The sequence below is a fragment of the Paenibacillus sp. FSL R5-0636 genome (assembly GCF_037974255.1).
GTDB lineage: Bacteria > Bacillota > Bacilli > Paenibacillales > Paenibacillaceae > Paenibacillus_AQ > Paenibacillus_AQ odorifer.
The window spans coordinates 505,996-523,979 of record NZ_CP150232.1; the positions used below are offsets into that span (position 1 = coordinate 505,996).

General features: G+C 47.0%; 17 protein-coding genes. 13 read left to right on the forward strand and 4 right to left on the reverse strand.

Annotated features, from left to right (window positions below; all coding sequences use genetic code 11):
- Nucleotides 1–9: 9 nt before the first annotated feature.
- Complete coding sequence (locus MKX34_RS02245) at nt 10–1,656, forward strand: bifunctional ADP-dependent NAD(P)H-hydrate dehydratase/NAD(P)H-hydrate epimerase (protein ID WP_076297293.1); 1,647 nt, start codon at nt 10–12, stop codon at nt 1,654–1,656.
- 16 nt (nt 1,657–1,672) lie between these two features.
- Here MKX34_RS02245 and MKX34_RS02250 read toward each other — a convergent pair whose 3' ends face one another.
- Together MKX34_RS02250 and MKX34_RS02255 are read right to left on the reverse strand one after the other, a co-directional pair.
- Nucleotides 1,673–2,128 (reverse strand): hypothetical protein, encoded by a 456-nt coding sequence (locus MKX34_RS02250; RefSeq protein WP_076297294.1) that lies wholly within the window; start codon nt 2,126–2,128, stop codon nt 1,673–1,675.
- Nucleotides 2,129–2,159: 31 nt separating this feature from the next.
- Nucleotides 2,160–3,059 (reverse strand): SDR family oxidoreductase, encoded by a 900-nt coding sequence (locus MKX34_RS02255; protein ID WP_076297295.1) that lies wholly within the window; start codon nt 3,057–3,059, stop codon nt 2,160–2,162.
- Between the two features lie 124 nt (nt 3,060–3,183).
- On the opposite strand from MKX34_RS02255, the gene MKX34_RS02260 reads away from it, so the two are divergent.
- The 4 genes from MKX34_RS02260 to sdaAA all read left to right on the forward strand — a co-directional run bounded on the left by MKX34_RS02260 (nt 3,184) and on the right by sdaAA (nt 5,921).
- Nucleotides 3,184–3,759, forward strand: coding sequence for a DUF4269 domain-containing protein (locus tag MKX34_RS02260; protein ID WP_076297322.1), 576 nt, complete (start codon nt 3,184–3,186; stop codon nt 3,757–3,759).
- Between the two features lie 2 nt (nt 3,760–3,761).
- Nucleotides 3,762–4,181, forward strand: coding sequence for a GNAT family N-acetyltransferase (locus MKX34_RS02265; RefSeq protein WP_076103846.1), 420 nt, complete (start codon nt 3,762–3,764; stop codon nt 4,179–4,181).
- Nucleotides 4,182–4,335: 154 nt separating this feature from the next.
- Nucleotides 4,336–5,046: an L-serine ammonia-lyase, iron-sulfur-dependent subunit beta gene (gene sdaAB / locus MKX34_RS02270; protein ID WP_036682623.1), complete on the forward strand. Its 711-nt coding sequence runs from the start codon at nt 4,336–4,338 to the stop codon at nt 5,044–5,046.
- Nucleotides 5,043–5,921, forward strand: a complete 879-nt coding sequence (sdaAA, locus tag MKX34_RS02275; RefSeq protein ID WP_036682621.1) for an L-serine ammonia-lyase, iron-sulfur-dependent, subunit alpha — start codon at nt 5,043–5,045, stop codon at nt 5,919–5,921. The genes sdaAB and sdaAA overlap by 4 nt, the downstream gene beginning before the upstream one ends.
- A gap of 2 nt (nt 5,922–5,923) precedes the next feature.
- On the opposite strand, the gene MKX34_RS02280 is transcribed toward sdaAA, so the two are convergent.
- The gene (locus MKX34_RS02280) at nt 5,924–6,226 is read right to left on the reverse strand and encodes a hypothetical protein (RefSeq protein ID WP_036682619.1); all 303 of its coding nucleotides are present in this window, start codon (nt 6,224–6,226) and stop codon (nt 5,924–5,926) included.
- A 62-nt stretch (nt 6,227–6,288) separates the two neighbouring features.
- Here MKX34_RS02280 and MKX34_RS02285 point away from each other — a divergent pair, with 62 nt between their 5' ends.
- Entirely contained in the window at nt 6,289–6,486 is a 198-nt protein-coding gene (locus tag MKX34_RS02285; RefSeq protein ID WP_036682616.1) for a YwbE family protein, read from the forward strand.
- Between the two features lie 64 nt (nt 6,487–6,550).
- Here the strand turns inward: MKX34_RS02285 and MKX34_RS02290 are convergent, their stop codons facing one another.
- The gene (locus MKX34_RS02290) at nt 6,551–7,273 is read right to left on the reverse strand and encodes an HNH endonuclease signature motif containing protein (protein WP_052096736.1); all 723 of its coding nucleotides are present in this window, start codon (nt 7,271–7,273) and stop codon (nt 6,551–6,553) included.
- Nucleotides 7,274–7,639: 366 nt separating this feature from the next.
- Between MKX34_RS02290 and MKX34_RS02295 the strand changes: the two genes are divergently transcribed.
- The 7 genes from MKX34_RS02295 to MKX34_RS02325 all read left to right on the forward strand — a co-directional run bounded on the left by MKX34_RS02295 (nt 7,640) and on the right by MKX34_RS02325 (nt 17,956).
- The gene (locus MKX34_RS02295; protein WP_235219475.1) at nt 7,640–8,029 is read left to right on the forward strand and encodes a hypothetical protein; all 390 of its coding nucleotides are present in this window, start codon (nt 7,640–7,642) and stop codon (nt 8,027–8,029) included.
- Nucleotides 8,030–8,091: 62 nt separating this feature from the next.
- Nucleotides 8,092–9,108 carry a LacI family DNA-binding transcriptional regulator gene (locus MKX34_RS02300; protein WP_036682614.1) on the forward strand — a complete coding sequence of 339 codons (1,017 nt, stop codon included), beginning with the start codon at nt 8,092–8,094 and terminating at the stop codon, nt 9,106–9,108.
- Between the two features lie 396 nt (nt 9,109–9,504).
- Nucleotides 9,505–10,842: a glycoside hydrolase family 30 protein gene (locus MKX34_RS02305; protein WP_076297296.1), complete on the forward strand. Its 1,338-nt coding sequence runs from the start codon at nt 9,505–9,507 to the stop codon at nt 10,840–10,842.
- Nucleotides 10,843–10,870: 28 nt separating this feature from the next.
- Entirely contained in the window at nt 10,871–14,098 is a 3,228-nt protein-coding gene (locus tag MKX34_RS02310) for a cellobiose phosphorylase (protein WP_076101331.1), read from the forward strand.
- A gap of 209 nt (nt 14,099–14,307) precedes the next feature.
- On the forward strand, nt 14,308–15,261 hold the full coding sequence (locus MKX34_RS02315) for an ABC transporter permease subunit (protein ID WP_051491255.1): 954 nt from the start codon (nt 14,308–14,310) through the stop codon (nt 15,259–15,261).
- A 17-nt stretch (nt 15,262–15,278) separates the two neighbouring features.
- Complete coding sequence (locus MKX34_RS02320; protein ID WP_036682603.1) at nt 15,279–16,169, forward strand: carbohydrate ABC transporter permease; 891 nt, start codon at nt 15,279–15,281, stop codon at nt 16,167–16,169.
- Nucleotides 16,170–16,261: 92 nt separating this feature from the next.
- On the forward strand, nt 16,262–17,956 hold the full coding sequence (locus MKX34_RS02325; RefSeq protein ID WP_036682600.1) for an extracellular solute-binding protein: 1,695 nt from the start codon (nt 16,262–16,264) through the stop codon (nt 17,954–17,956).
- Nucleotides 17,957–17,984: the final 28 nt, after the last annotated feature.

Consider the following 17,984-nt stretch of genomic DNA (forward strand, 5'->3'; position numbering starts at 1 on the left):
GGCTAAATCATGTATCTGGTAACTGCTGAGCAAATGAGGCAGCTGGACAGCGAAACGATCCAGCAGCTGGGGATTCCAGCGATTGCGCTGATGGAGAATGCGGGAAGAGTTATCGCCGAGGAGATCATCACGCTTTGCCGGGAGAGAGGCGGGGCAGGCTGCAGGAATGCAGCCGAAAGGAACGATACCGGGCTAAGGGAGGCCGCGCTGGGTGGCACAGGCAAGGCATTTAAGGTCAGCGCAGATCATGCGCTGACGCTTGCCTCTGCCGCAGCCGAGCGATGGTTCATCCTCGTCGGCAAAGGCAACAACGGCGGCGATGGCCTCGCCGCCGCACGGTACCTTCGCGAGACCGGCATCGCCGTCACGCTCGTCTATGCGGTGCCGCCGGATTCGCTCTCCGGCGAGGCCGCCCTGCAGCGCGATGCGGCTGCAGCCATGGGCCTGCCTGCCGTAGTATACGGCAGGGATCGGCTGGACCTTGCCGAGTGCAGCGGCATCTTAGATGCGCTGCTCGGCACCGGCGGCGCGGGAGCCCCGCGCGGCGCCTATGCGGAGTTGATTGCCGCAGCGAACAGCAGCGGTAAGGTCATTGTGTCCGCGGACATCCCCAGTGGTCTGAACGCGGACACAGGAGAGATGCATGAGCCTTGCATTCATGCATCTGTGACGGTATGCCTCGCCTTTCTCAAGCGAGGCCTCCTGCAATACCCCGGTGCAGGCGCAGCGGGGCATGTCAAGGTACGGGCCATCGGCATTCCGACTGCTCTGGCTCTTAACAGCGGTGTGCAGGCACACCTGCTGACACCGGAAGTGCTGCATGCCCATCTGGGTGTCGATCTGGCCCGGCGGCGGTCGCCTGAAGGCCATAAGGGTACTTATGGGCATGTACTCCTTGCCGCCGGCACCCTACGGATGAGCGGTGCTGGACTACTCGCAGCCCGTGCTGCGCTACGCACGGGCTGCGGACTGGTGACGTGGGCGCTTCCTAAGAAGCTGTTACCTTCCGTCATCGGTGTTGTTCCTGAATTGATGCTGGCTGATGTAGGTGGCAGTGAAGAGGGAAACTGGGTGGCTGAGACCGTGTCAGAGCTACTGAAGTTAAGCGAAGAGCGAGATGTAATAGCTGTGGGTCCTGGTCTTGGACGGTTCCCGGGAGATACAGATTGGCTTCGCAGTCTTTGGGAAGGCAGTGATTGCCCGCTGGTTATCGATGCGGATGCCTTAAATATTCTGGCTGACTCCGATTATAAGAGTTGGGTGCGGCGTCATTCTGTAATTCTGACCCCTCACCCAGGTGAGATGGCTCGTCTAGCCAACCTAACTACGGCTGAGGTCCAGCGTGACCGGATCGGTCTGGCTATGGACTATGCCAAGGAGCATGGGGTTACACTTGTGTTAAAAGGAGCGCATACCGTGATAGCAACTCCTGAAGGGCAAGCTTATGTAAATACCACAGGCCATCCCGGCATGGGCACTGGTGGAGCCGGTGATGTGCTAACGGGCATGATTTCCAGCCTGCTGGCTCAGGGACTTCATGCTACGCAGGCAGCAGCTTTTGGGGTATACCTGCACGGATTAGCAGGAGAGAGAGCAGCCCGTCAGCGGAATAATCCGGCGGCTATCATTGCCGGAGATATCATTGAAGCGCTTTGAATACACCTAATAAGGCTTATGACAGCAGTAAACAGAGCAGTGGCAGAAACAGGGCGAATACTGGCAGCAACAGAGGGAATCTTTCCACACCAAGCTGGGTCACTCGAAGAATGAGCAGTCCCAGAATTCCACCCAGACCCCATAGCAGATACTCTGCACCTTGTTCCGCTGCCAGCCATAAACCTGCGCCGAAACCCGTGACGACGTATACAGCCAGAGGCAGGATTTGCGATTTCGAACGCAGAATATGCAGCAGTATATCCGCTACTAACGCCGCAGGCAATCCATAAGCATAAATGGCATAAGGAATCGATAGTGGCCAGCCTTTAGGGATTCCGTCGGATTGTGGAAATCCAAGCATAAGTAAGGTAACAAGGACGTAGGTTAACCCTGCGCAGGCTAATTTGGTTAATGCGTACATGCCACTGCTCAGGCGGACAGAAGAGATATCATAATCGTTTATCTTATTCATTTGATATACATTCCTCTCGTGGTGTAATGCATCAGCTGGTGACCATGTCTCCACCATTGACATGAATACATGTCCCGGTAACATACGAAGAATCCGGTCCCGCTAAATAAAGATAGGCTCCTGCTAACTCATATGGCTGTGCGGCACGTTTAAAGGGTGTATCCGTCCCAAATACACTAACCTCATCTGCGGAGTAGCTGGAGGGAATTAGTGGTGTCCATACGGGTCCGGGAGCTACACTATTGACACGAATGCCAGAGTCTACGAGTGATAAGGCTAAAGAGCGGGTAAAGGATACGATCGCACCTTTAGTTGAGGAATAATCTATAAGCTCTTTATTTCCTTGATAGGCAGTAATGGACGCAGTATTGATGATGGCTGCGCCTTTTTTTAGATATGGAAGTGCGGCTTGCGTCAGGTAAAAGAATGGAAATATATTCGTCTGAAACGTTTGGTAGAGCTGTGCTTCCGTGATATCCAAAATACTTTTTTGTGGATACTGGACGCCATGATTGTTGACGAGGATGTCCAGCTTGCCAAAAGTGCGAAGGGTATGCTCCACAGCCTTGAAGCAGTTTTCCTTATGGCGTAAATCTACTTCGATCCGCAAACAACGTTGCCCTAATTCTTCAATTCGCCGCTGAGTGACCTCTGCATCTGAAGCTTCGTATAAATAAGCTATAGCGACATCTGCGCCTTCCTTTGCAAAAGCAATGGCCGCCGCTTTACCAATCCCGCTGTCGCCTCCGGTGATGAGTGCAATTTTTCCTTTCAGCTTTCCACTGCCGGCAATCTCCGGATCTTCACTGATGGGGCGAGGATTCATTAGACTCTCTAGACCTGGCTGACGGTCTTGGTGCTGCGGGGGAAAAGCAATAGGCTGTTCCTTACATATCGTTTGTTCCCCATAGTAGGGGTAGGTGGGATTCATTTTTACATACACTCCTCCTTGCCTTCTATCTTCCGTATATTTCTATGCATGCGCCTAGAAAAGCGTGCGCTGTTATCCAGTTATACCTGTGTTTATATCCTAGTCGGAGGGGCGTTTGTCCGAGATGAATGATTGGCGAAATATAGATTATTTGAATCACGGAACTCCAGTGCAAAAAGAGGTCTATGCCCTGTTAAGAAAATTAAATATTATGAGTTTGCTGGCCGACTATAACCCGGTGCTGGTTGGCACAGTGCCGCTTGGAATTCAGGTGAAGGGCAGCGACCTGGATATTATTTGTGAGGTTCATGATTCCGTAATGTTTACGGACATTGTTAGTCGATATTTCGGAACCATGGATGATTTTACTAGTGTATCGCGTGTGGTTGATGGGGTCCCTCGAACGAAAATTAACTTTATGGCCGGGGGCTGGCCTATAGAACTGTTTGGGCAGCCGCGACCCACAGCTCTGCAGAATGGTTCCTTACATATGATCATTGAAGCGGAAATTCTAGCTCAGCTGGATAATGATTTTCGCCAGCAGATCATTACAATGAAAACGAACGGGTGGAAGACCGAACCTGCCTTCGCGCAAGTGCTGGGTTTGGAAGGTGACCCTTATGAAGCGCTGCTGATGCTGGAAAAGCTTCCGCGGAGTACTCTTTATGCTTTTTGTCATTCTATACAAGCGAGGGGATAGACATGAATTATCGAGAGATGATTGCGGATGATTATGAAGCTGCCTACCAGCTATGGGAAAATACAGAGGGAATGGGACTCAGCGAAGCAGATTCGAGGCTGGAGGTTGCGCGTTATCTGGAGCGTAATGCTGGCTTCAGCCAGATCTGCGAGAATGAAGACGGCCGGATTGTAGGAACTGCATTGTGTGGACATGATGGGCGAAGAGGTTATATGTATCATGTGGCGGTTAGTAATGACTGCCGAGGCATGGGCATCGGGCGTGAGCTTGTAAAGCGTTGTCTCGGTAATTTACATGCAGCTGGTATTGCAAAATGCCATCTGATGGTTATAGGAACCAATGAACAAGGAAGAGGATTCTGGGAAGGGATAGGCTGGCAGTATAGAGGTGGAATTATGTTATACTCCCAGGATATCTTGTGATACATAAGATGCGAAATGAAGATACTATCTAAGTAAAATATCATTAGATTAGAAGTGGATATATCACAGCAAATGTAACGGTGAACTCCGACTGCCAGTGCAGTATACTATATATGAGTTTGATAATTGCCTATTTGCAGGCAGGAGGTCTTTTATGCGTTTTAAAGATGTGTTTTCAATTATTGGTCCGGCCATGGTCGGGCCTTCAAGCTCGCATACAGCCGGTGCAGCACGGATCGGAAGGGCTGCAAGGCAGGTGCTGGGTGAAGTGCCGCGTGTGGCAGAAGTGACGTTTTTTGGTTCTTTTGCAGCTACTTATCAGGGACATGGTACAGACCGGGCTATTGTCGGAGGACTTATGGATTACGCTACCGATGATCATCGGTTACCCGACTCTCTGGAGTTGGCGGCTGAAGCTGGGATGGAAGTATCTTTTGAGCAAGGAACGGGATTGTTTCCTCATCCTAACACGGTTAAACTGCATCTTATCGGACAAGAGACAGGAAGTGAGCTGACTTTAACGGGGACATCCATCGGTGGTGGAAACATTGAGATCGTCGATGTGGATGGTTTTGGAGTAAAGCTTACGGGAATGTATCCGACGGTATTGATTCATCATATGGATTATTTAGGTGTTCTGGCGAGTGTTACAGAAGTGATGCGTAACGGACAATTTAATATAGGGCATATGTCTCTTGATCGGAAGAATCGCAGCGGTGCAGCCTTAACGGTACTGGAGCTGGATGAAGCTGCTACTCCTGAGCTTATTGAAGCGCTTAAAGCGCTCACTGCGGTGAAATCGGTGAAATTGGTTAATTTAAACGAAGGTAAGCAAGATGAGAAGGGGAAGGAAAGCTTAACATGAATTTTCAAACACTTAGCCAACTGGCTGTATTATGTGAGGAACGTGGCCTCACCATTGGAGCTCTTATGCTCGAAGAGCAAAGCGCGGAATCTGGACGTTCCAGTGAACAGGAATTTGCCACTATGCGTGAGTATTATGGGGTCATGAAAGAAGCTGTTCATCGTGGGATGCATGAAGATACCACTTCGCGCAGCGGCCTTACGGGAATGGATGCCCAGCGTGTAGGAGCCTATAACGCAGCAGATGAACCATGCCTAGGTGGACCCGCTGGTCAAGCAATGGCCTATGCTTTGGCTGTATCCGAGGTTAATGCCTCAATGGGCCGAATAATTGCTACACCTACCGCAGGTTCATGCGGAATTATTCCGGGTGTATTTCTCAGCTGCCAGGAACGGTTTGGCTGGGATGATGATTATATGGTTTCCGGTTTGTTCGCTGCGGGAGCAATCGGTTATGTCATTGCCAACAATTCGTTTGTATCTGGCGCAGAGGGTGGCTGTCAGGCCGAGGTCGGATCGGCCATCGGGATGGCGGCAGGAGCTTTAACCGAACTGCGTGGAGGGACGCCTGCACAAGCAGTGCATGCTGTTGGACTGGCGCTTAAGAACACATTAGGACTGATTTGCGATCCGGTGGGAGGACTTGTAGAGATTCCTTGTATCGTTAGAAACGGATTCGGTGCAGTGACCGCGCTCGCCGCCGCCGATATGGCACTGGCTGGTGTACGTAGCGTGATCCCTTCAGATGAAGTAATCAAGGTCATGCTTGAGGTAGGCTCAGCTATGCCAGAAAAACACCGCGAGACCGCAGGTGGCGGATTAGCACAGACACCTACCGGCCGCAAGATCATGCAGGATTTACGTAAAAAGAAATAATTTTAGAGCATTTTGAAACGTTCCAACTGTTCCCATAAGCCTTCCTTCCGAAGGATTTCTGCTTGTTTGGGTCCCATAAGGTCAAAGTGGGGGAATGGGGAACGATTATGAATATATTTAGCCGGCAGTCCATTTTCCTCACACCAATAGGTTAATCTGGTTAGGTCACTACAGCCTACCTTGGTGACAGTAGTCATGCCGGGAAAACGCGGGTCTAGCCAGTAATGGGTTAAGAAGGCGATTTCTCCTGCGGAGACTGCTTTTTTCCAGCGGGTTAATTCTTCTCTGTTGATGCCGAAGGCCATTACGTCTCCTCCTTATCTAGTATAGTTGACAACATTATAACCCATTGAAAGGGGATTACATCATGAACGGACAGGTAAGAGCCGATATTCGTCCTGGGCTTGAAGTGGATATTGTGCTTAAGCAGGATCAGCCGACGGGTAAGCTAACACATGGAACGGTGAAGGATATTCTCACCAACTCACCTCGACATCCGCATGGCATCAAGGTGCGTTTAACCAGTGGACAGGTAGGACGAGTTAAAAATATTGTTGCTAACTAATAATAAAATTCACCTTTAATTTAAAAAGCGCCCCTAATCAACTGAGATTGGGGCGTTTTCTATTTTATCTGCTCATAAAATCCTCAACGGACTGATCGGCCTTGGTCTGATTACATAACGTACAAGCGCAAACGCAATTATCCGGAGTAGTATGACCACCTTTAGCACGGGGCAGCAGATGATCTATAGTGTCTCCATAGGAGCCACAGAAGTAGCAGGTATAGTTGTCTCTGGTCAATATATAAGCACGGAAATCCTTATTGCTGTATATCCTGCGGATGGTTCGGCGATTCACTACGATAGCGGCATGTTCTCTGACTAGAGTAACCGCAAGCTCGTAGTCAATTTCCTGATGCCAGCGCCGTCCTTTATCACTGTGGCCACGCATTAGAATTTTCCCTTTGGCAGAGGGAATCAATTGCGTTGGATCTTCGGGACTCAGTTTCGCGCCTTGAGAATGAGAATGTTTCCTTCGTTGTTCCAAGCCCCGTATGCGCTGATTTGGGTTGGATTGCGGTGAAGAAGCAACCGTGGAAGAAGGCTTTCCTTGTTTGGAGCGTTCTTTGACAGCCGAAGAAGGGGTTTCAATAGTAACAGGTTGTACTGGAATGGGACCTGCTGCAAGGGTCAGATCTATGTTTTGTCGTTGTTTGCGGCACTCCCGACAAGCACCACGGCGAGACTGGCCTTTGGAACGTTTGCCGGTACGTTTACGAAATTCAGAGAGCGGCTTCTGTTGCTGGCAATAGGTACATTGTTTGGTGGATAAAAGATGGGTATCGTTCATAGATATGTTAGGTTCAGCGCGTCTTTGCGCCCGTCCTGTCTCCTTGTTTTTTAGGATCCAATGTATTTTATTTATTAGATTCAGTCGGCAGGGTTAACATTTCGTTCTAATCTTAGTATAGCGTAAAATACAATCGTTCACATCGCACTCAAAAAAAGCTCAAATACGGCTTTTTGTGTGATATCTATCTTGGTGACGTTCAGGAAAAACATGTAAAATTGAAAAGAGCAGTAAGGAATGCTCTACTTTTTTAACATGGGAAGGGGTATTGAAATGGAACCAACCAAAAGAAGGCCGTTTACGGTAACATTGCTTTATATTCTTCATATATTTTTGGGGGTTGGAGCGTTAGCAGGAGGCGGGTCAATGGTCATAGATCCTAGTGGTGATCTGATACACATGCCCACATCTATGCTGGAAAGATCGCCATTTTCAGATTTTTTAATTCCGGGTATTCTGCTATTCATCGTATTTGGTATCCTGCCCTTGTTTGTGTTTTATGGGTTGATCAAGAGACCAGAATTGCGCTGGGTGAATACTTTGAATCCCTTTAAGAAATTATATAGCTTCTGGGCATTGTCCCTATATATCGGATTTGGGTTAATTATTTGGATTATGGTGCAGACGTATATGTTGAACAGTGTGGCAATCATACATCTGATCTATATGAGTCTAGGGCTTTTGATCCAAGTCTTTACGCTGCTTCCTTCCGTACAAAGTTACTTTTTGCTGGACGGCGGTACCGAAAGACGTTAAAATTGCAGTGAACAGAAGGTATCAGAAGGTATTTCATTAGTCTGGGCAAGGAGTGAACCGGATTGACAACTATATATGATATTGCCAAAAGAACCGGTTACTCTCCTACAACGGTATCCAAGGCGTTTAATAATTATTCCGATGTACGGGAGAAGACTCGCCAGGAAATTTTCCGGGTTGCCCAAGAAATGGGATATTTGCCGAATTCCCATGCCCGTACACTGACTACTAAGAAATCATGGACCATCGGTGTATTGTTTGTAGAGAATACGGGATTTGGTATTCGCCATCCCTTTTTTAGCGCTGTGATTGAGAGCTTTAAGAAGGTTGCTGTGGATAAGGGGTATGCCCTCATGTTTATTTCCAAGGATGTTGGAGGTAAACAAAGTGGTTATTTGGAGAATTGCCGAATTCGTGGTGTAGATGGAGTTGTCGTATTCTTGTCTGATTACGAGGACCCTTATTTCCGTGAGCTGCTAGAGAGTGATATTCCTACTGTGATTCTGGATTTTGAGACTACGCAGTCGCATACGGTATGTTCGGATAATACGGCTGGAGCTCAGCTTGCGATAGAGTATTTAGTTTCTTTGGGTCATCGCAAGATTGCTCATATTTCCGGAGGTATGAACACTTTCCCTGGTAAAACCCGGGAGTTAGGATATAAGAACGCTATGAAGCAGCAGGGGCTTGAAGTGCCGGAGTCCTATGTTGTGAATGGAGCTTTTTATTCTCGTGAAAGTGGTTATCAAGCGATGCTGGAGCTTCTTAAGCTGCCTGATCGGCCAACCGCTGTTTTTGCTTCGGGTGACATGTTAGCTTTAGGGGCTATTATGGCGGTAAAAGATAGTGGACTTTCCGTACCGCTGGACATTTCAGTTGTGGGGTACGATGATATTGATCTAGCTGAGTATGTTACACCTGCATTGACAACCATTCGTCAGGATACGGAACTTTTAGGAAGCCGAGCAGCGGACATTCTTTTAGCATCGATTGAAGGGAAACAGTTGGATAAGGAAGCGGTTCTAGTTCCGGTAGAAGTGATCGAACGGGAATCCTGTGCGCCTCCGAGCGGAAATTAGGGCTGTATCAAATTCCATAAGTACAGAGAGCAGGCTGCTGCCCACAGGATAAATCTTGACGAAAAGAAAAGAGTCCTGATAAAGTAGAGGACATCATAGCTCGAATTCTTCCTATGTGGTATTTGCTACAGCTTATTCAGAGGAATGGGGCTATAATGGGTATATTGTTATGCCGCTTTTTTTTCCTGCTCTTCGTTAGATCATTTTTTTTCGCAACAATCGAAACCGGTTTCGATTTTAGGTTTCGAATGAGCTGAAATCAAAGTTTACCGAAGGCTTCCTTGAATTTTCTCAAACGTTTCAGTGGCCCATCGCTCCGAACCCTAACATCGGATGGTGATCCAGTAAAGACAGTGCTTGTTGTTAGTAACAAAACAATTAGAGGAGATGGATGAAATGGCAAAAGTTCAAACTGTAGTAACTGCAAAAGATACAGGGGAACGCTTAACTCCGAAAGAGGCAATTGTTTTTAGCACAAGAGTAGATTCTGGATCTGCCGATGTAGAGCTTAAGCCAGAGCAGGAGTTCCAAAAGATGATAGGATTTGGCGGCGCTTTCACAGAAGCTGCGGCATATACGTTGTCACGGCTCAGTCCTGAGAAACGGGCAGAGGTTATTCATCGCTACTTTCATCCGGTAGAGGGATTAGGCTATAACATGGGTCGTGTTCATATTCATAGCTGTGATTTTGCGCTTGGAAATTATACTTATGTCGCTGATCATGATACGGAGCTGGCTACCTTTGATATCTCCCATGATCATAAGTGGGTGCTTCCGCTGATTAAGGATGCAATGCAGGTAAAAGGTGGACCGTTCACGATGTTGGCCTCTCCTTGGAGCCCTCCGGCATGGATGAAAACAAATGGTGAAATGAATAATGGAGGATCGCTCAAGCCAGAATACGCTGAAGTTTGGGCACGCTACTATACCAAATTTATTGAAGCTTATGGGAAGGAAGGCGTACCTATTTGGGCGGTTTCCGTGCAGAATGAGCCGGCTGCTGTTCAAGTCTGGGATTCTTGCATTTATAGTGCGGAAGAGGAACGCGATTTTGTTAAAAATCATCTCGGTCCAGTGATGCAGCAGGCAGGCCATTCCGATGTGAACATTGTTATCTGGGATCATAACCGCGATATTATGGTCGAACGTGCTTCGGTCGTGTTGTCTGATCCTGAAGCTGCACAATATGTGTGGGGTACAGGCATCCACTGGTATGGTGGTGAGGAGTTCGACAAGGTAGAGAAGGTACATGATCTATTTCCTGACAAACATCTATTGTTCACTGAGGGCTGTCAAGAGGGCGGCGTCAAGCTTGGCGAATGGTTTACAGGTGAACGTTACGGCAGAAATATGATTGGGGATCTCAATGCATGGACAGAAGGGTATCTGGACTGGAACCTGGTACTGGATGAGACCGGCGGGCCCAATCATGTAGGGAATCTCTGTGATGCTCCAATTATTGCAGATACAACAACAGACGAATTGCACTATAACAGCTCTTATTATTATATCGGGCATTTCAGTAAATTTATCGCGCCAGGTGCGGTACGGATTGGCATTACTTCTGAAGCGGAAGGAATCCTATCCACAGCATTCCGTAATCCGGACGGCAGCCTTGCTGTCATATTGATGAATGAGAGCGAAGAAGCTCGCACGGTAACCTTGGGGCTTGGCGAAGAGATTGCCAACTGCGAGCTATCCCCTCATTCTATCGTAACGCATCTGATTTCATAAATAAGTAACAGTTTAGGAGGACATTAACGTGAGTAATTATTATTTCGAATCAGGTAATTTTGTAATGGAGCAGTTTGATACAGGAAAGCCTTTCTCTAGTTTCCTGCCAGGTCTTGCAGGTCTTAAGGGAATTCCAATGTGGACTTTTTATGTGAACCGGGGGCAAGCGATTTGCAGCTTTGGAGTACGCGACAAGAACTCGCCAATCATGGAATTTTCTCCAGCAAATATCTCTTATAAAGACGTAGGAACCACCGGCTTCCGAACCTTTATTAAAATAAAAGGCGAGCAAGAGATTTATGAGCCATTTCAATCGGCACGTCCAGATCCTGCCGCCAAGCGGATCATGACCATTTTGCCTAACGGACTGACCCTTGAAGAAAGCCATGCCGGGCATGGGCTGAAGACGACCGTACACTATTTCAATCTGCCTAATGACGATTATGCCGCGTTGGTACGTCGGGTGGAGATTGAGAATATCGGGGGCAAAGAGATTGAACTGGAGCTGATGGATGGTCTGCCTGAGATCTTGCCTTACGGAGTAGAAAACAGCGGCTACAAGGAGATTGGTAACCTGCTGCGCAGCTGGATGGACGTATACAATCTGGAGAACGGTATTCCGTTCTATAAGCTGCGTTCCAGCACCAACGATAGCGCGCAGGTTAGCGAAATCACAAATGGGCATTTCTATCTGTCGTTTACTGGAGAAGGAGAAAAAGTCGCGCCAATCGTTGATTTCGAGCTTATTTTCGGCGGCAATACCTCTCTTACTTACCCAGACCGCTTTGCGGGATTAACGCTTTCGGAGCTGAGTGAGCTTCCACAATATCCAGTCAATAAGGTTCCTTGCGGCTTCAGTGGTGTGGCTAGACGTTTGGCACCCGGCAGCAGCTTGACCCTGAATACTTTGGTTGGGCATGTAAATGACATCGATAAAATCAATAAAAAGGCAGAGCATTTATGCCGAGATGAATATATTCTGTCCAAATCCCAAGAAGCCGCAGGTCTGACAGAGGAATTAACAGAAGACATTGCCACGCACACTTCATCGGCTGTGTTTGATGCTTATTGCCGTCAGTCCTATCTCGATAACTTCCTGCGTGGAGGCTATCCTTTTATTTTTGACAATGGCGGAGATGGCTTTGTGGTTCATTTATATTCCCGTAAACATGGCGATTTGGAGCGCGACTATAACTTCTTCTCGCTTGCCCCAGAATACTATTCACAGGGGAACGGAAACTTCCGCGATATGAATCAGAACCGCCGGAATGATGTGTTTTTTAATCCGAAGGTGGGCAGCTTCAACATCAAAATGTTCTATAGCTTAATTCAAGCAGATGGCTACAACCCACTTAGTGTTCAAGGAACAACCTTTGAAGTGAAGTCAGACAGCAGAGCGAAGGCTGCGGAATGGATCGGAGAAGCGGCTGCGGATCATCAAGCTGAGCTTGTTAAGCTATGCAACAGTCGGTTCACCCCAGGCAGCCTGATCAATTACATTGCGGATCATAACGTTACGTTGAAGGTTAGTGAGCAGGAGTTTCTGTCGGGTCTGCTAGCCCTGTCACAGCAAAACATTGAGGCTGCTTTTGGCGAAGGCTTCTGGTCTGATCACTGGACGTATAATTTGGATCTCGTAGTAGGTTATTTGGACATCTTCCCTGACAAGAAGCAGGAGCTTTTATTTGGGGATAACACTTATGCGTTCTATGACAGCCCAGCATATGTGCTGCCACGTAGTGAGAAGTATGTAATTAGTGATGGAAAAGCCCGGCAATATGGCGCCCTCCTGGAGGATGAGGAGAAGCTGCATAAGCTGAAATGGAAAGCAGGAGATACCCATTGGCTGCGTGCTGAAGGTGGGCAAGGTGCTATTTACCACACCAATCTGTTCGTGAAGATGTTGTCTCTTGCTTTGAATAAATTTGCTACGCTTGACCCTTACGGCATGGGTGTGGAGATGGAAGGCAACAAGCCGGGCTGGAACGATGCCATGAACGGTCTGCCAGGATTGTTTGGCTCCGGAATGAGTGAGACTTTTGAGCTGAAGCGTACTGTAGTCTTTTTGCTGGATGTGCTGAACGGTGCTGAGAATGTACAGGGAGCTGTAAAGCTGCCAGAAGAAATCGCGGAGCTGCTTGAAGTGGTATATCACGCGGTAACTGCTGTCCTAGCAGGAGAAGTGGAACAATTCAACTATTGGGATACAGTAGCTTCAGCCCGTGAAGCTTATAGAGCAAGTATCCGGTTTGGCATTACTGGTGTTGAGTCCGCAGTAACGCTGGAGCACATCCGCGAAGCCCTTTCCAAGTTCCTAGTTAAAATTGATGAGGGGATCAACAAGGCGGTAGAAATGGGCAATGGACTTACCCCCACCTATTTCCGTTTTGAAGCGGAGAAATTCCATCAGGTAACAGATGCTGAGGGTCAGCCAGTAATTAGCGGATACGGACTGCCAAAAGCTGTGGTTGAGGAGTTTAAGGCTTATGCCTTGCCTTATTTCCTGGAAGGACCTACCCGCTGGTTGAAGACGATGAAGAACCCGGTGCAGGCAAAAGAAATCTATAATCTGATTAAGCAAACAGAGCTGTATGATCGGGCAACATCTATGTATCAGACCTCTGTTAGTCTAGAAGGTGAATCGCATGAAATCGGACGAATGAGAGCCTTTACACCAGGCTGGCTAGAACGGGAGTCTAACTTCCTGCACATGTCCTATAAGTATCTGCTTGAGCTGCTGAAGGGCGGGCTGTACGAGGAATTCTACGGTGAGCTGAAGACGTCGCTGGTGCCATTCCTTGATCCTGCTGTTTATGGACGCAGTACACTGGAGAATTCATCTTTTATCGCAACTGGAGGCAATCCTGATCCAAATAACCACGGTAGAGGGTTCGTAGCGAGACTTAGTGGATCGACCGCGGAATTCTTAAGCATGTGGAGAACAATGATGGCTGGAAGCCATGTTTTCAGAATGGAGGATGGAGCGCTTACGCTGTCTCTCGATCCGGTATTGCCAGGATGGCTGTTTGATGAAGAGGGCAATCTGTCCTTCACTTTCCTTGGGAATACGGAGGTAATCTATTCTAACCCAAAACGTGAAAATACCTTTGGCGAGAAGAAGGTTAGCATTCAATCTTTGATGCTTGTATACCGTAATGGAACTATGACTAAAATATCTGGAGCGTTCGTGCGCGGTGAAGAGGCAGAGGCTCTGCGGCGTGGAGAAATCGCGCAAATTCAAGCAGTATTAGCATAAAAATAGAGGGGCGAGCTGCGGCTCGCCCTTAAATTTTCAATGAATCCGAAAAATGAAACCTATAATCCGAAATTCAAAGCCTTACGGAGACAGGCAAAAGCAAATACAATGGATACATAAACATTGTAAGCGCTTTAGATTAAATACAGATATAGAGCCTGGAGGTCCAAAGGATGGAGAACAAAAAAAGCATGGAAGTAAGCTCAGCGATGAAGCCGTTAATTCCTGGCAATTTCGAAACCGGTAAAGTAAATCGCAGTCCGCTTTGGAAGAGGTTCATTGCCCAGCGTCATTTGCAGACAATGGCTCTACTCGGCATTGCATGGATGATAATCTTTAACTACATTCCCATGTATGGAATTATCATTGCTTTCAAAGATTACAACATCGTTAAAACGATTGCAGAAGCCCCATGGGTGGGACTTACACATTTCAAAGAGTTCATGGATGATGACAATCTCTCGAATGTAATTAAAAATACACTCGGCATTAGCTTGTTTAAGCTAATTATCGGATTTCCCTTGCCGATAATCTTCGCTCTATTTCTGAACGAAGTTCGTTCAATGAAATTCAAGAAGACTATACAGACGATTTCGTATTTGCCCCACTTTCTCTCATGGGTGGTACTCGGAGGGATTTTGGCTACATGGCTTGCTGATGTAGGAATTATCAATAACATTTTGCTAGCGCTTCATCTTATTGATCAGCCAATTACATACTTGGCTGAGCCGGGTTACTTCTGGACAATTATTATCTCCTCTGATATCTGGAAAGAACTTGGATGGTCAGCGATTATCTATTTAGCAGCAATTTCCGGTGTATCTCCTGAAATGTACGAGGCGGCGACAATCGACGGCGCGGGCAGATTTCAGAAGATGTGGTATGTTACCTTGCCGGCGATTAAATCGACAATCAGCATTCTCTTCATTCTCGCGGTCAGCGGAGTGCTGAACTCCAACTTTGATCAGATTCTGGTCCTGCGCAACTCACTGAATGATAGTGCAAGTAATGTAATTGATTACTATGTGTACTATACAGGGATTCTCTCAGGCCGCTTCTCTTACTCAACTGCAGTTGGATTGTTAAAATCGGTTATCGCTCTAATCTTGCTGCTGATTGCCAACCAAGTATCTAAAAAAATCAACGATACATCGTTGTTCTAGGATAAGGAGGACCATATATGTTTGCACTTAAGCGTAAAACGAAGGGCGAGGCCCTGTTCGATATCATCAATAACCTCATCATGTTATGTATCTGCTTCATAACGCTTTACCCGATCTGGTACGTATTGGTTAACGCCTTCAATAACGGTAATGACGCCATGCGGGGAGGAATCTACTGGTGGCCGCGGATGTTCAGCTTTGAGAATTTCGAGGCCGTGTTTGCCAGCCCCGGCATCATGCAGGCGATGTGGGTTACTGTCGCCAAAACACTTTTGGGTACTGTACTGCATGTATTTTTCACAGCGATGGTAGCTTATGCATTCTCCAGAAAAAACCTCATTGGCGGTAAGTTCTACATGCTTATGGGTACAGTGACTCTCTTTTTTGGCGGGGGACTCATTCCTACCTTCCTGCTGATGAAGGACCTTCACCTATTGGAGAATTTCCTAGTCTATATTATTCCGGTTATGTTTAGCTTCTTTGATCTTATTATCTTCATGACCTTTTTCCGGGAGATTCCCGATGGGCTGGAAGAAGCGGCACGGATTGACGGTGCTAATGATTGGTCCATCTTTTTAAGAATCGTACTTCCAGTATCCATGCCTGTAATTGCTACCATTGCGCTGTTCCATGGCGTGTATCAGTGGAATGATTACTTCACGGGTATGATCTATATCAATAATACTGATCTGCAGCCGATTCAGACGTATTTGTTCCGGGTCGTCGCACAATCGAGCTCTAGTCAAATGATGGTCGCTGTACAAGGCAGCAGCGTTACGAGAAGCGTAACGTCACAGTCCATTAAGCTGGCGACGATGGTAGTGACCACATTGCCGATAGTATTCGTGTATCCGTTCCTGCAGCGTTATTTCGTTAAAGGGATGATGATCGGCTCCATTAAGGGCTGATGTCTAGCAGTGATAACTCCTCTGGTTGCCTACAGCTGTAGGCACTGGGGTTGAGCTTATAATTAACATTCATAGAAAAGGGGTAAACAAGCATGGGCATGAAACGTAAGCCAAAAGCAATGGGAGTTCTGCTTCTCGCAATAATGATGTCATTGTCAGCCGCAGGCTGCTCCAGCGGGAATAATGCTGGCAAGAATGCCGAAGGTAATGCTAACAGCGCTAAAGCTACTAATACGGAGGCAAGTGCTGAACCGACTGCTGCTGCATTATCAGCAGATGAACCGGGATGGAAGATTGATACTTCACCCATTACATTTGACTGGTACCTGAACTTCTCATGGTTCCCTAATAAATGGGGCGTGGACCCAACCTCCCAATATGTAACTAAGAAGACCGGAGTTGATATTAATTTTATCGTTCCGGCTGGTAACGAGAATGAGAAGCTTAATACGCTGATTGCATCCGGTAAATTGCCTGATTTCATCACTTTGGGTTTCTGGGAAGATGCGATTAAGAAAATGGTCGAAGGTGAACTTGTTCTTCCATTGAACAAACTTGCTGATGAATATGATCCGTACTTCTTTAAAGTATCCGATGCTGATAAGCTGGGCTGGTATACACAAGAAGACGGCAATGTGTATGGCTATCCTAACTCTTCTTCCTCTCCTGCCGACTATGAGAAATATGGAGAAAATTACGTATCCAACCAAGTATTCGCTGTCCGCAAGGATATGTATGAAGCTATTGGAAGTCCAGATATGCGCACACCAGAAGGTTTCTTGAATGCGCTTAAATTAGCGAAAGAGAAATTCCCTGACGTAAATGGACAGCCGCTTATTCCACTTGGTTTGCATGAATTTACCGAGAACGGTAACGATTCTTTGGAAGGTTACCTGCAGAACTTCTTGGCAATCCCAAGAGAAAAAGATGGCAAGGTATATGCTCGTGAAACTGATCCTGAATATATCCGCTGGATGAAGGCACTTCGTCAAGCGAATCAAGACGGTCTGCTGGCTAAAGATATCTTTATCGACAAACGCCCACAAATGGAAGAAAAAATTGCCCAAGGCCGTTATTTCGCAATGCTGTATCAACGTACAGACTTTGCAGCACAGCTAGGAACGATTTACCAACAGGATCCAACCAAAACGTATATCGCTGTTGACGGACCTTCCAATACGAACTTGGATAAACCAACCCTTGATGGCCCTGGTATCTCCGGTTGGACGGTAACGCTGATCTCCAAAGATGTTAAGGATAAAGCACGTGCTATCCGCTTCCTCAGCTACTTGAACAGTGAAGAAGGCAACAAAGACTTGTTCTTAGGCGAAAAAGGTGTCAGCTACGATACGATTGATGGAAAAGATCAATTTAAACCAGAAGTGTTTGATTTGATGAATAAAGACCGTTCGACGTTTGATAAGCAAATCGGATCTTCCTTTACATTCTGGATGCTGCAAAATACGAACATTACGGACCAATGGGCTCCTAAATCGGTAGAACCATTTAAGCAATTGGAAGATTGGACTAGAGGTAAATCCATAGGCTCCTCTGAGTTCCAACAAATCGAACCAACAGGAAACTCTCCTGAAGGCATCATCGCTTCGAAGCTGAAACAGTTGCGCGGTAAAACTATGCCGAAATTGCTCATGGCTTCTTCCGATGCGGAATTCGATAAGATTTGGAATGAGTATTTAGAGAAGAGAAAGAAGGAAGGCGAAGATGTATTTGATGCCTACCAACAAAAGAAATATGAAGAGAATAAAGTGAAGCTGTCCATAAAATAAAAAGCGTGACCCAAAATGCCCGCTAACT